This window comes from Pseudomonas sp. UC 17F4 (genome assembly GCF_900101695.1).
In the GTDB taxonomy this organism is placed as follows: Bacteria; Pseudomonadota; Gammaproteobacteria; order Pseudomonadales; family Pseudomonadaceae; genus Aquipseudomonas.
In genome coordinates, this window is record NZ_FNKV01000001.1 from 928,387 (window position 1) to 941,102 (window position 12,716).

A 12,716-nucleotide genomic window follows, 5' to 3' on the forward strand; every position below is an offset into this window, starting at 1 on the left:
GCTACGGCAGCCAATACGAGGCTTTTGCATGCAGTATCGCGATTTGCGCGACTTTATCCGTGGCCTGGAACAGCGCGGCGAACTCAAGCGCATCCAGGTGCCGATCTCTCCAGTCCTGGAAATGACCGAAGTCTGCGACCGCACCCTGCGCGCCAAAGGCCCGGCCCTGCTGTTCGAAAAACCTACCGGCTTCGACATCCCGGTGCTGGGCAACCTGTTTGGCACCCCGGAGCGGGTGGCCATGGGCATGGGCGCCGAGTCGGTCAGCGAGCTGCGTGAAATCGGCAAGCTGCTGGCCTTTCTCAAAGAGCCCGAGCCGCCGAAAGGCCTCAAGGACGCCTGGTCGAAGCTGCCGATCTTCAAGAAGGTCGTGTCCATGGCGCCGAAGGTGGTCAAGGACGCGGCATGCCACGAAGTGGTCATCGAAGGCGATGATGTCGACCTCGGCCTGCTGCCGGTGCAGCACTGCTGGCCGGGCGACGTTGCGCCGCTGATCACCTGGGGCCTGACAGTGACCCGCGGGCCGAACAAGGACCGCCAGAACCTCGGCATCTACCGTCAACAGGTGATTGGCCGCAACAAGGTCATCATGCGCTGGTTGAGCCATCGCGGCGGCGCCCTGGACTATCGCGAATGGTGCGAGAAGCACCCGGGTCAGCCGTTCCCGGTGGCGGTGGCCCTGGGCGCCGACCCGGCGACCATCCTTGGCGCCGTGACCCCGGTGCCCGATACCCTCTCCGAGTACGCCTTCGCCGGCCTGTTGCGCGGCAACCGTACCGAGCTGGTCAAGTGCCGTGGCAACGACCTGCAGGTGCCAGCCACCGCCGAAATCATTCTCGAAGGCGTGATCCATCCGGGTGAAATGGCCCCGGAAGGCCCGTACGGCGACCACACCGGCTACTACAACGAAGTCGACAGCTTCCCGGTGTTCACCGTCGAGCGCATCACTCACCGCAGCAAGCCGATCTATCACAGCACCTACACCGGCCGTCCGCCGGATGAGCCGGCGATTCTCGGCGTGGCGCTGAACGAAGTATTCGTGCCGATCCTGCAAAAGCAGTTCCCGGAAATCACCGACTTCTACCTGCCGCCGGAAGGCTGCTCGTACCGCATGGCGGTGGTGACCATGAAAAAGCAGTACCCAGGACACGCCAAGCGCGTGATGCTGGGTGTCTGGTCGTTTTTGCGACAGTTCATGTACACCAAGTTCGTTATCGTCACGGACGACGATATCAACGCGCGGGACTGGAACGACGTGATCTGGGCGATTACCACGCGCATGGACCCCAAGCGCGACACGGTAATGATCGACAACACCCCGATTGACTACCTGGACTTCGCTTCGCCGGTGTCCGGTTTGGGGTCGAAGATGGGCCTGGATGCGACGCACAAGTGGCCGGGTGAAACCACCCGCGAGTGGGGACGGGTCATCGTCAAGGACGAAGCCGTCACCCGGCGGATCGATGAGCTGTGGAACCAGTTGGGAATAGACTAAATGCAGGTAACCTTGCAGCCGTCCGGGGCCGTGTTGGCGCTCAAGCCCGGAGAAAGGATTCTGGATGCGGCGCGACGCCTGGGCTACGACTGCCCGCAAAGCTGTCGCAATGGCAACTGCCATGTCTGCGCCGCGCTGCTGGTCGAGGGCCGGGTGCGTCAGGATGGCGTCGAGCGTGATCATGGCGAGCTGTTCACCTGCATCGCCGAGCCACTGGAGGATTGCGTCTTGTTGTGGGATGGCGTGCTGGCCCTGGGCGAGCTGCCGGTACGGACCCTGGCCTGTCAGCTCAGCGAGTGTGTCGAAGTCGGCGGCGACGTCTGGCGCGTGCGCCTGCGGGCGCCTGCCGGCAAGCCACCGCGCTACCATGCTGGCCAGTACCTGATGATCGAGCGAGACAGCGGCGACAAGGCTGCCTTCTCGCTGGCCTCGGCGCCGCACAGTGGCCGCGACCTCGAGCTGCATGTACTGGCCCGCGAGAACAGTGCCCTGGAGCTGATCGCTCAGTTGCGGCGCAACGGCATGGCGCGGCTGCAGATGCCCTTTGGTGACACCCACCTGGCCGAATTGCCGGACGGCCCGCTGGTGCTGATCGCGGCCGGCACCGGCATGGCGCAGATGCACAGCCTGATCGAACATTGCCGGGCCAGCGGCTTCAAGCACCCGGTGCACCTGTACTGGGGCGTGCGCCTACCGGACGACTTCTACCAGATCGAGCACTGGGCCGAGTGGGAGAGTCTGCCCAACCTGTTCCTGCACAAGGTGGTCAGCGACCTGTGCGGCTGGGAAGGGCGCTGCGGCCTGTTGCACGAGGCGGTATGCGAAGACATCAGTGACCTGGCCGGCGTGCATGTGTACGCCAGCGGTTCGCCAAACATGATCTACGCCACCCTCGACGCACTGGTCGACGCCGGCATGGACGCGCATCAAATGCGCGCCGATGTATTCGCTTATGCCCCGCGCAATTGATTGACGGAATAAGGCACGCTGCAACAGCGTGCCGGTTTAAATAACTGCCGGTGCCGCCAGCGGTTATAAGCCACTAATTATTGCCGGCAACGAAAATAACTTTCGCTACACTTGAAACAGTGCACCTGTTATCGCACCGGTGCGGCCTTTATCGCCGTCTCATGGCGTCTGGGGGCTTGTATTGCGGCGCTTATCTGCCGTACGGTAACTCTGTGCACAGTGCGTTGCTTTATAGTGCAATGCGTTGGTAATTCATGGGGAAGTGTGGCGGCAGCTATGTCGGCGATCGAAACGGTATCTTTGAATGTGGCCTATCCGCCGTTGCTTGATTTCGGCGAACAGTTAACTCGCGAGCAACTTGTGCATTCAGTTCAACACACCATGTCCCGGCACCAGGGTGGCCCGGTATGGTTGTTTGCCTACGGCTCATTGATCTGGCGCCCGGAGTGCAATGCCGCCGAACGGCGACGGGCACGGGTGCACGGCTATCATCGCGGGCTGTATTTGTGGTCCCACGAGCACCGCGGCACGCCGGAATGCCCCGGGCTGGTATTCGGTCTTGATCGTGGTGGTTCATGCAGCGGTTTTGCCTACCGCCTGCCGGACGACTGCCTGGAAGATTCGTTGCTGGCCTTGTGGCAACGAGAAATGCCTTACCCTGCGTACCGCCCGCACTGGCTCAATTGCCGGCTTGAGGACGGCAGCAAGGTCCAGGCCCTGGGGTTTGTGCTGGAGCGGCATTTGCCATGCTATGCCGGCAACCTGCCGGACACCTTGCTCAGCCAGATATTTGCCAATGCCAAGGGCCGTTACGGCAGCACTCGCGATTATGTCGAGCAGACCCTCAATGCCTTGCGCAGCCATGCCATGCCCGATCGCAACCTGGAGGCGCGTTTTCGGCGCTGCCATTCCAGGTAGGAGCGGGCTCAGCTGTTCAGGCCATGGTCACCACCAGCTTGCCCACCGCCTTGCGCTGGCCCAGCATCTCGATGGCTGCACCTGCTTCAGCCAGCGGGAAGGTCTGCGATACCAGCGGCTTGAGCTTGCCTTCGGCGAACCAGGCAAACAGCTGCTGGAAGTTCGCCGCATTGTCGGCCGGCTGGCGCTGGGCAAAGGCGCCCCAGAACACCCCGAGCACCGCTGCACCTTTGAGTAGCGCCAGGTTCACTGGCAGCTCGGGGATGCGCCCGCTGGCAAAACCGACCACCAGCAGCCGGCCATTCCAGGCAATGCCGCGCACCGCCTGGTCAAACAGATCGCCGCCAACCGGGTCGTAGATCACATCGGCGCCGTTGCCGCCGGTCAGGCGCTTGATTTCGTCCTTGAGGCTGGTTTCGCTGTAGTTGATCAGCTCGTCGGCGCCTGCCGCCTTGGCTACGGCAAGTTTCTCGGCGCTGCTGGCGGCGGCAATCACCCGCGCGCCCATGGCCTTGCCGATTTCCACCGCCGCCAGGCCAACCCCGCCCGAGGCGCCCAGCACCAGCAGGGTTTCCCCGGCCTTGAGCTGGCCGCGCTGGCTGAGCGCATGCATCGAGGTGCCGTAGGTCATGCCGAAGGCCGCCGCCGTGGTGAAGTCCATCTGCGCCGGGATCGGCAATACGTTGTAGGCCGGCACCGCCACTTTTTCGGCAAAGCTGCCCCAGCCGGTCAGGGCCATGACCCGGTCGCCGATCTTCAGGTTGCCGGCTTTTTCACCCACGGCGCTGACCACGCCGGCGGCTTCGCCCCCAGGGGAGAACGGCAGCGGCGGCTGGAACTGGTACTTGCCTTCGATGATCAGGGTGTCGGGAAAGTTGACCCCGGCGGCCTGCACGTCGAGGAGGATCTCGTTCTTTTTCGGCACGGGGCTGGCGACTTCTTCCAGGACCAGGTTTTGCGCCGGGCCAAGGGCTTTGCACAACACTGCTTTCATCGGGACTATTCCTTTGCGCGTAGTGGCCGATAAGTGTAGGTGGGCGAGGTGCCGGGTCAACGAGCATGGCCCGCCCTGATAGGCCGGCATAAGCCCGGGCTTGGGTTTGACCGGTGCGCTGGGTATGCTGGCGCCAACTGTATGAGGAGCGAATTCGTGAAAGCGTGGATCTTGATGGTACTGGCGCTGATGCTGCCGATGGCGGCCATGGCCGAGGAAGCCAAGGAAGGGGAACCGAAGGTCTCCTACATTTCCCTGAGCCCGCCTTTTGTGGGCAACTACGCCCTTGATGGCGGGCCGAAGCTGCGCGTGTACAAGGCCGACGTGGCCCTGCGGGTCAACAGCGATGCCGCCGCCGCAGCGGTAAAGCATCATGAGCCGCTGATCCGCAACCAGCTGGTGGCGCTGTTCACCCAGCAGAACCTGGAGGCCATGAGTAACGTCGAGGCCAAGGAAAAACTGCGTCAGGAAGCTCTGAAGCAGGTCCAGCAGGTGCTCGAATCCGAAGAAGGCAAGCCGACCGTCGACGACCTGCTGTTCAACAACCTGATCGTCCAGTAATCACGAGGTCAGGCTGCGGCGAAAACGCGCCAGGGCAATGGCGAAGAAGGCCAGGCCAATGGCGGCGAGCGCCGCGATGTCTGGCCAGACCACTGCCAGCCCGGCGTCACGGAACAGGATCGCCGCGCTGAGGCTGACGAAGTGGGTCGAGGGCGAGCCCTGCATGACCCACTGCAGCCATTGCGGCATGCTGTCCAGCGGCGTGCTGCCGCCTGACAGCAACAGCATCGGGATGATCACCGGAATCGCCAGCAGGCCGAATTGCGGAGTCGAGCGCGCCAGGGTGGCGAGGAAGATCCCCAATGCGGTGCTGGCGAACAGGTACAGCGCCGTCACCGCCAGGAACAACCCCAACGATCCCGCCAGCGGTACCCCCAGCGCGCCCTTGACGATCACCTCAAGCGATACCCAGGTGCACAGCACCACCACCAGGGCGTTGCTGGCGATCTTCGCCAGCATGATTTCCAGCGCGGTCAGCGGCAGCACCAGCAGGTGGTCGAGGGTGCCGTGCTCGCGCTCGCGCAGCAGTGCCGTGCCGGTGAGGATGATGGCCAGGATGGTGATGTTGTTGACGATCTGGATCACCGCCAGAAACCAGCCGCCCTCAAGGTTGGGGTTGAACAACGCCCGGGCACTGAGCAGCGCCGGGCTGCCGGCGGTAGCCGAGCCCTGCTTGGCATAGTCGAGCAGCTCGCGCTCGACGATCCTGCCGATGTAACCGGCGCCCATGAACGCCTGGCTCATGGCCGTGGCGTCGACGTTGACTTGCAGCTCGGGCGAGCGCCCGGCCAGCAGGTCGGTCTGGAAGTTCACCGGTACGTTGATCACGAAGGTGTAGCGGCCGCTGTCCAGGGCCTGGTCGAGCTGGTCGTAGGGCAACGGCACGGCGTGCTGGAATTCCGGTGGTTGCAGGGCCTCGGCGAGCTTGCGCGAGACCAGGCTGTGGTCTTCGTCGATGATCGCCACGCTGGCGTTGTGCACGCCGATCACCGAGCCTGCGGCCGGCATGTAGATCGCCACGCTGAAGGCGTACAGCAGGAACAACAGCAGCACGCTGTCGTGGCGCAGGCTGGTCAGCTCCTTGAGCCCCAGGCGCAGGGTATGTGCCAGACGATGCATCAGACCTCCTGCTTCTTCAGCATGGCCAGACTCAGGCCAGTGAAACCGACAAAGAAGCCCAGCAGCGCCAGGCACTGGGGCCAGAGTTCGCGCAGGTCCAGGGCTTTGGTAAAGGTGCCGACGGCGATATCGAGAAAGTAACCGGCCGGGAACAACTGGCCCATCAAGGCCGCCGCGCCATCGAGCGAGGAACGCGGCACGATCAGCCCGGAGAACTGAATGGTCGGCAGGCTGGTGATGATCATGGTGCCGAGGATCGCGGCGATCTGCGTGCGGGTGAACGCCGAGATCAGCAGGCCCAGGCTGGTGGTCGCCAGCAGGTAGAGCACGCCGCCGCAGGCCAGGGCCAGGGCGCTGCCCTTGAACGGCACGCCGAACAGCCAGCGGTTCATTGCTACCAGCAGCGCCAGGTTGACCAGGCTTACCGCGAGGTAGGGCGCCTGTTTGCCGAGCAGGAACTCCAGGCGGGTCAGGGGCGTGGCATAGAAGTTGGTGATCGAGCCCAGCTCTTTTTCGCGCACGATCCCCAGTGCGGTGAGCATTGCCGGAATGAACGCCAGGATCAGCGCCATGACCCCGGGGCCGATGGCGTTGACGCTGACCACGTCCTGGTTGTAGCGAAAGCGGGTTTCCAGGCGCACTGGAGTTTGCCCGGCCCGGGCCTTGCTGCTCAGCGCTGCCAGTTGTTCGAGGTTGCCCTGGTGCACGGCTTCGACATAGTTACGGCTGGTCTCGGCGCGAAATGGCATGCCGCCGTCCAGCCAGGCTGCTACCACCGGCTGGCGACCGGCGTGCAGATCGCGACCAAAACCTGGTGGAATCTCCAGGGCCAGCTTGATTTCCGAGCGCTGCAGGCGTTTGTGTAACTGTGCGGCATCGCGAATCGGCGTCTGTTCGGCGAAGTAGCGCGAGCCGCGGAAGGCTTCAAGATAAGCGCGGCTTTGCGGGCTCTGGTCCTGGTCATAAACGGCGAAAGCGAGGTTTTCCACGTCCAGGGAGATGCCGTAGCCGAAGATCACCATCATGAACAGCGCGCCAAGCAGGGCGAACGCCAGGCGCACTTTGTCGCGCAGCAGTTCCTTGCCTTCGCGGGTGGCGACGGCGACCAGGCGCTTGAGGCTGAAGCCATGGCGCAGGGGTTGCGTTGCTGTATTGGCCGGGCTGTCGAACTGGGTTGGGGCCGTTGGCGCTTCGCTGGCGCCCTGGGCCTGTTCCAGGCAGGTGACGAAGGCATCTTCCAGGGTTTCACCGCCGAACTGCTGCTGCAGCGCCGCCGGGGTGTCGCAGGCCAGGACCTTGCCGGCATGCATCAGGGAGATCCGGTCGCAGCGCAGGGCCTCGTTCATGAAATGAGTAGAGAGGAAGATCGTCACCCCCTGATCGCGCGACAGCTCGATCAGCAGGCGCCAGAAGTCGTCGCGCGCTGCCGGGTCCACACCTGAGGTCGGTTCGTCGAGGATCAGCACTTCCGGACGGTGCAGTACCGCCACTGCCAGCGACAGGCGCTGGCGCAAACCCAGGGGCAGGGCGCCGGACTGCTGGTCGGCGATGGCGCCCAGATCGAAACGCTCGATCAGCTCGGCGATGCGCGGGCCGCTGTCGGCCTTGGGCAGGTCGAACAGCCGCGCATGCAGTTCAAGGTTCTGCCGCACGCTGAGTTCGCCATACAGCGAGAAGCTTTGGGACATGAAGCCAACGCGCTTACGCGTGGCCAGGTCCTTGGCGTTCACCGGGCGACCGAGCAGGGTGGCGCTGCCCTCGCTGGCCGGCATCAGCCCGGTGAGCACCTTCATGGTGGTGGTCTTGCCGCAGCCGTTGGAGCCGAGAAAACCGAAGATCTCGCCACGGCCGATGGCGAAACTGACCTTGTTCACGGCGGTGAAGTCACCAAAGCGCAAGGTCAGTTCATGGGCTTCGATAGCGATCTCGGCATCGCCGCTATCGCGCGGCGGGATCACCAGGGGCTGCTGGCTGCGCTGGCTGTCGCCCTGAAAGTGGGTAAAGGCGTCATCGAGCTTGTGGCTGGCGGTGGCTGCGGCCAGCTCTTCGCTCAAGCCTGCGGCAATCAGCCGGCCACGATCGAGCATCAGACAGTGTTCGAACTGTTCGGCCTCTTCCATGTAGGCCGTGGCGACCAGCAGGGTCAGTTGCGGGCGTTCCTGGCGCACCTGCTCGACCAGCTCCCAGAAGCGCCGGCGCGACAGCGGGTCGACGCCAGTGGTGGGTTCGTCGAGGATCAGCAGGTCCGGTTCGTGGATCAGCGCACAGCACAGGCCGAGCTTCTGCTTCATGCCGCCCGACAACTTGCCCGCCGGGCGTTCGGCAAAGCGCAGCAGGTCGGTGGCCAGCAGCAGGTTGTGCATGCGCTGCTCGCACTCCGTGGCGCCAAGGCCGAACAGGGTGGCGAAGAAGCGGATGTTCTCGCTGATCGACAGCTCGGGGTAAAGGTTGCCGCCCAACCCCTGGGGCATGAAGGCGATACGCGGGTAGAGGCTGTTGCGATGGCGGCGCTGGCGGATCGAGCCGCCAAGCACCTGCAGTTCGCCGCTTTGCAGCTTCTTCACCCCGGCGATCAGCCCGAGCAGGCTCGACTTGCCGGCGCCGTCCGGGCCGATCAGGCCGCAGCGGGTGCCGGCCGGCAGGCTGAAGGCAATGTCCTGCAGGGCGTTCAGCCCGCCGTAGCGGTGGTTGATGCCCTCGGCGTGCAGCGCCAGCGCGCTCATTGCAGGTTGGCCGGCCAGTCCACATCAGCGGTGCGCACATAGCCTGCGCCCGGCATGCCGGGTTTGGCCTGGGGCACGGCGCTTGGTTCGGTCAGGCGCAGCTTGACCCGGAACACCAGCTTCTGGCGCTCGTCACGGGTTTCCACCTGCTTGGGGGTGAACTGCGCCTTGGCCGCGACGAAGGCGATCTTCGCCGGCAAGGCCCGGTCGGGCAGGGCGTCGAGAACGATGCGCGCCTGGTCGCCGACGGTCAGGCGGCCGGTCGTGGAGGCGGGCAGGTAAAGGTTCATGTACTGGTCGCTGGGGTCGATCAGCATCAGCACGCGGCCGCCGGCACCGAGCACTTCACCTGGCTCGGCCAGGCGCAGCTGGATCACGCCGTTGATTGGCGCGCGCAGGCTGCTGTCGTCGATTTCGCTGGTCAGCTGTGCCTCCTGGGCTTCAGCGGCGCCGATGGCGGCCTTGATTGCCGCCAGTTGCGCGCGGGCGGCGACCACGGCGGAGTTGCTGGTGTCGTAGCGGGCCTGCTGCTGGTCGAGCAGCTGCTGGCTGGCATATTTGCGCTGGAAGATCTCGCGGACGCGCTTGAGCTCCTGGCTGGCCAGCAGTTGTTCGCTCTGGCGCAATTGCACCGTGGCCTGGGCGGCGGAGTAGTTTTCCCGGGCCCGTAGCACTTCGGCTTCGGCCTGGTTGCGCTGGGCTTCGAGGGTGCGGGTGTCGATGCGGGCGAGCAACTGGCCCTGCTTGACGGTATCGCCTTCGTCGACCAGCACCTCGGCCAGGCGCCCGGGGATCTTGCTGGCGATCTGCACTTCGGTGGCTTCGAGCCTGCCGTTGCCCATGCTCAGGCCTTCGGGCAGGCGGTCATGCAGGGACTTCCAGTAGCCCAGGCCACCCGCGGCCAGGAGCAGGGCGATCAAGGCACCGGCGAAGAATTTCGGGGCGTGTTGGCTCATCGACATGGTTGGGCAATCCTTGCTGCATTAACGTCAAATTGTGACGCCGCACCGGTCCTGGTGCGTTGATGTTCGTCAAATGAGCGGCCATCCTACCCTGTTTAACGCAGTGCGAGTACCGCTGCCCACTGTTCGGCGGTCACCGGCATCACTGAAAGGCGGCTGCCTTTCTGTACCAGCGCCAGTTCGGCAAGGGCGGTTTGCTGCTTGAGGTAGCCCAGTTGCAGGACCCTGCCGAAGGTTTCGACATGGGCGACATCGACAGCGCTCCAGGGGTTCTTGGCGTCGTTGGCCTTGGCGTCGAAGTAGTGGCTTTGCGGGTCGAGTGCAGTGGGGTCGGGATAGGCTGCGGCACTGATGCGGGCAATGCCGGCAATGCCCGGCTCCGGGCAACTGGAGTGGTAGAAGAAGAACTGGTCACCGACTGCCATGGCACGCAAGAAATTGCGCGCCTGGTAGTTGCGCACGCCATCCCAGCGCGCTTCGCCCAGCCGCGCGAGGTCCTTGATCGAGAGTTCGTCGGGCTCGGATTTCATCAGCCAGTAGGCCATGGGTGGTGCTCCAGACAATGTTTGAAATAACCTGTTTCAGGAAACCGACGGTCGGTTGGCGTCAACGTTTGCGTGTCGCCTCAGGTTGTCGGAGAATGCGCGCATTTTAAGCTTGACGCTGCTGCAACAACAAAAACGTTGCTGACAACGTGATCAGTTTGCCTGAGGGGGGCAATCGATGAATCGCAAACCGGATTTGCTCTGGATTCTGGTGTTTCTGTTCGGTTTGGGTGTTGTCACTACCGGTTATGCGCAAAGCCTTTGGGAACGCAAACTCGACGCCCCTTACGAAATGCCGGTCAATCCGCAACAACGTTGATAGCCAGGTACCAGCCACGGTCCGAGACCGTCCCCTGCAGCGGCACATCCCAGCTGGCTTGCGCCAGTCGTTCGACCTTCTGGCATTCATGCGCCAGGCCCAGCAGCAAGGGTTTTTTCCAGGCCTTGCGGCGGGCCTGATAGGCCAGGCTGCGGTCATAGAAACCGCCGCCCATGCCCAGCCGGCCACCCACTTCATCAAAACCCACCAGCGGTAGCAGGATCAGGTCCAGCGCCCAGATCGGTCGTTGCCGGGCCAGGCTGATGTGCGGCTCGGGGATGCGAAAGCGGTTGCGCCGCAGCTTCTCGCCGGCTTCGATGCGCTGGAACACCATCTTGGTTTTTGGCCAGGCGTGCAGTACCGGCAGGTAGGTGCGTTTGCCACGGCGCTGGGCTTCACGCATCAGCAGGCGCGGGTCGATCTCGCAATCATTGGGCAGGTACAGGGCGATGTGCCGGGCCCGGCGAAACAACGGATGCTGTGCCAGCTGACGATACAGGCCACGGGCTGCCTGGCGTTGTTCGGCCGGCGTCAGGGCACGGCGGGCATCGCGAAGCAGGCGGCGAAGTTGGGGGCGGGTCAGCGGCGCGGTGTCGGTCATGGCACGGGCGGTCCCAGAGAGGGCTGCCACCCGCCGGGTGACAGCTCGATTGCCCGCGCAGAAGGGCGGGCAAAGAATTCAGGCTCCCCGACGAACCGCTGTCGGTGTAGCCCTTGAACCCGAAAGTTCAAGGTGGAGATTGCAGGAGGCGTTAAGGCTTTCCGTCAAGCGGACATGCACACCGGCCCCACGTGCAACCCCCGTGGTTGTGCGTATCGGCTCAGGGACATGACCGACTGGCAAGCACTCCAGGGAGTGGCGCCAGTATACCGATACTCAACCCTTATTTGAATCTTGATCGTCGGCCAATGCCTGATCGACGCGTTCAAGCAGGTCGCGTACCTGTTCACGGTTGACGCCAGTGCCGGTCGCTTGCGGGCGTTCCTGGTTATGCAGCAGGTCGTGGGTAATGTTCAGCGCAGCCATCACGGCGATGCGGTCGGCACCGATGACTTTGCCGCTGCTGCGGATTTCGCGCATCTTGCCGTCCAGGTAGCGCGCGGCGCTGACCAGGTTGCTGCGTTCTTCCGGCGGACAGATGATCGAATATTCTTTGTCGAGAATCTGAACAGTGACGCTATTGCTTGAGCTCATGAGTCTTGCTCCAGGGCCTTGAGTCGCAAAATCATCGATTCGACCTTACGCCGGGCGATTTCATTTTTTTCGATGAGGTGGGCGCGCTCTTCGCGCCAGGATTTTTCCTGAGCTAATAAGAGTGCGTTTTGCCGTTTTAGTTGCTCGACCCGCTCAATCAGCAGTTCGAATCGGCCCATCAGCGCTTGCAGATCGTTCTCTTGCATTGGTTGCCACTCGATTCGGTCGTGCGGGTGGTTGCCCGGTTTATGCCCTGGCCGGCCCGGAGTTGGCCGCGTCGATGGTCTTGGCGCGCCTGCCGGTGCTAGGATACAAGGTCTTCATTCTAGTCATTGCGCCGTCTGGCGCCTAGTTGCCCATGCCCAATATCAATTCGCCGTACACCGCCTTCGCCACCTTGCTCAGCAGCAACGGGCATCCTGTTTCCCCTGCCGAACTGCACGGGCTGTTGCTCGGGCGCAGCTGCGCCGGTGCCGGCTTCGATGCCGAGGCATGGTTGGCAGACGCCGCCGGCCTGCTGGAAAGCGAACCGGCAGACAACGTTCGTAACGCCTTGATCGGCCTGCAAGAAATGGTCAAGGGCGAACTGACCAGCGACGATATCACCGTGGTGCTGTTGCTGCCGGGTGATGATGAGCCGCTGACCGAGCGTGCCACCGCCCTGGGTCAATGGTGCCAGGGCTTCATTGCCGGTTTCGGTTTGAATGCCGGTGGCAAGGACCTGAGCACCGAGGCCAAGGAAGTGCTACAGGACCTGGTCGCGATCTCTCAGGTCCAGGACGCCCTGGAAGAGTCCGAAGACGGCGAAAACGACTATATGGAAGTCATGGAATACCTGCGCGTCGCCCCGCTGCTGCTCTACACCGAGCTGAAGCAGCCGGTCGAGCCTGCGGCCAAACCTTCGTTGCACTGATCA

General features: G+C 63.5%; 14 protein-coding genes and 1 other RNA gene. 6 read left to right on the forward strand and 9 right to left on the reverse strand.

From position 1 onward, the window contains the following. The first annotated feature begins 28 nt into the window (after window positions 1-28). From ubiD to BLR26_RS04225, 3 genes are all read left to right on the forward strand, one after another. Window positions 29-1,495: a 4-hydroxy-3-polyprenylbenzoate decarboxylase gene (ubiD, locus tag BLR26_RS04215; protein WP_045201047.1), complete on the forward strand. Its 1,467-nt coding sequence runs from the start codon at window positions 29-31 to the stop codon at window positions 1,493-1,495. Then, on the forward strand, window positions 1,496-2,464 hold the full coding sequence (locus tag BLR26_RS04220) for a CDP-6-deoxy-delta-3,4-glucoseen reductase (RefSeq protein ID WP_045201050.1): 969 nt from the start codon (window positions 1,496-1,498) through the stop codon (window positions 2,462-2,464). It abuts the gene before it with no gap. Between the two features lie 276 nt (window positions 2,465-2,740). Next, on the forward strand, window positions 2,741-3,382 hold the full coding sequence (locus BLR26_RS04225; protein WP_045201052.1) for a gamma-glutamylcyclotransferase: 642 nt from the start codon (window positions 2,741-2,743) through the stop codon (window positions 3,380-3,382). A 16-nt stretch (window positions 3,383-3,398) separates the two neighbouring features. Here BLR26_RS04225 and BLR26_RS04230 read toward each other — a convergent pair whose 3' ends face one another. Next, complete coding sequence (locus BLR26_RS04230; protein WP_093378214.1) at window positions 3,399-4,376, reverse strand: NADPH:quinone oxidoreductase family protein; 978 nt, start codon at window positions 4,374-4,376, stop codon at window positions 3,399-3,401. Between the two features lie 156 nt (window positions 4,377-4,532). Here BLR26_RS04230 and BLR26_RS04235 point away from each other — a divergent pair, with 156 nt between their 5' ends. Continuing rightward, window positions 4,533-4,937: a flagellar basal body-associated protein FliL gene (locus tag BLR26_RS04235; protein WP_045201057.1), complete on the forward strand. Its 405-nt coding sequence runs from the start codon at window positions 4,533-4,535 to the stop codon at window positions 4,935-4,937. Here the strand turns inward: BLR26_RS04235 and BLR26_RS04240 are convergent, their stop codons facing one another. The 4 genes from BLR26_RS04240 to BLR26_RS04255 all read right to left on the reverse strand — a co-directional run bounded on the left by BLR26_RS04240 (window position 4,938) and on the right by BLR26_RS04255 (window position 10,286). Continuing rightward, window positions 4,938-6,056: an ABC transporter permease gene (locus BLR26_RS04240; RefSeq protein ID WP_045201059.1), complete on the reverse strand. Its 1,119-nt coding sequence runs from the start codon at window positions 6,054-6,056 to the stop codon at window positions 4,938-4,940. Then, a complete protein-coding gene (gene rbbA / locus BLR26_RS04245) occupies window positions 6,056-8,779 on the reverse strand; it encodes a ribosome-associated ATPase/putative transporter RbbA (protein ID WP_093378219.1) in 2,724 nt (907 codons plus the stop codon). Before rbbA ends, BLR26_RS04240 begins: the two co-directional genes overlap by 1 nt. After that, window positions 8,776-9,735 (reverse strand): HlyD family secretion protein, encoded by a 960-nt coding sequence (locus BLR26_RS04250; protein ID WP_093387236.1) that lies wholly within the window; start codon window positions 9,733-9,735, stop codon window positions 8,776-8,778. The genes rbbA and BLR26_RS04250 overlap by 4 nt, the downstream gene beginning before the upstream one ends. Window positions 9,736-9,836: 101 nt before the next feature. Further along, on the reverse strand, window positions 9,837-10,286 hold the full coding sequence (locus BLR26_RS04255) for an EVE domain-containing protein (RefSeq protein ID WP_093378222.1): 450 nt from the start codon (window positions 10,284-10,286) through the stop codon (window positions 9,837-9,839). 178 nt (window positions 10,287-10,464) lie between these two features. Here BLR26_RS04255 and BLR26_RS27265 point away from each other — a divergent pair, with 178 nt between their 5' ends. Then, the gene (locus BLR26_RS27265; RefSeq protein WP_165392175.1) at window positions 10,465-10,605 is read left to right on the forward strand and encodes a hypothetical protein; all 141 of its coding nucleotides are present in this window, start codon (window positions 10,465-10,467) and stop codon (window positions 10,603-10,605) included. Here the strand turns inward: BLR26_RS27265 and BLR26_RS04260 are convergent. From BLR26_RS04260 to BLR26_RS04275, 4 genes are all read right to left on the reverse strand, one after another. Next, window positions 10,586-11,206 (reverse strand): 5-formyltetrahydrofolate cyclo-ligase, encoded by a 621-nt coding sequence (locus BLR26_RS04260; protein WP_093378227.1) that lies wholly within the window; start codon window positions 11,204-11,206, stop codon window positions 10,586-10,588. The genes BLR26_RS27265 and BLR26_RS04260 overlap by 20 nt on opposite strands. A gap of 80 nt (window positions 11,207-11,286) precedes the next feature. Continuing rightward, window positions 11,287-11,464, reverse strand: a non-coding RNA gene (gene ssrS, locus BLR26_RS04265) — 6S RNA. A gap of 18 nt (window positions 11,465-11,482) precedes the next feature. Beyond that, window positions 11,483-11,800 (reverse strand): cell division protein ZapA, encoded by a 318-nt coding sequence (locus BLR26_RS04270; protein ID WP_045201068.1) that lies wholly within the window; start codon window positions 11,798-11,800, stop codon window positions 11,483-11,485. Continuing rightward, on the reverse strand, window positions 11,797-12,006 hold the full coding sequence (locus tag BLR26_RS04275) for a TIGR02449 family protein (RefSeq protein ID WP_010221172.1): 210 nt from the start codon (window positions 12,004-12,006) through the stop codon (window positions 11,797-11,799). Before BLR26_RS04275 ends, BLR26_RS04270 begins: the two co-directional genes overlap by 4 nt. A 152-nt stretch (window positions 12,007-12,158) precedes the next feature. Here BLR26_RS04275 and BLR26_RS04280 point away from each other — a divergent pair, with 152 nt between their 5' ends. Then, window positions 12,159-12,713: a YecA/YgfB family protein gene (locus tag BLR26_RS04280; RefSeq protein ID WP_093378230.1), complete on the forward strand. Its 555-nt coding sequence runs from the start codon at window positions 12,159-12,161 to the stop codon at window positions 12,711-12,713. Window positions 12,714-12,716 lie beyond the last annotated feature (3 nt).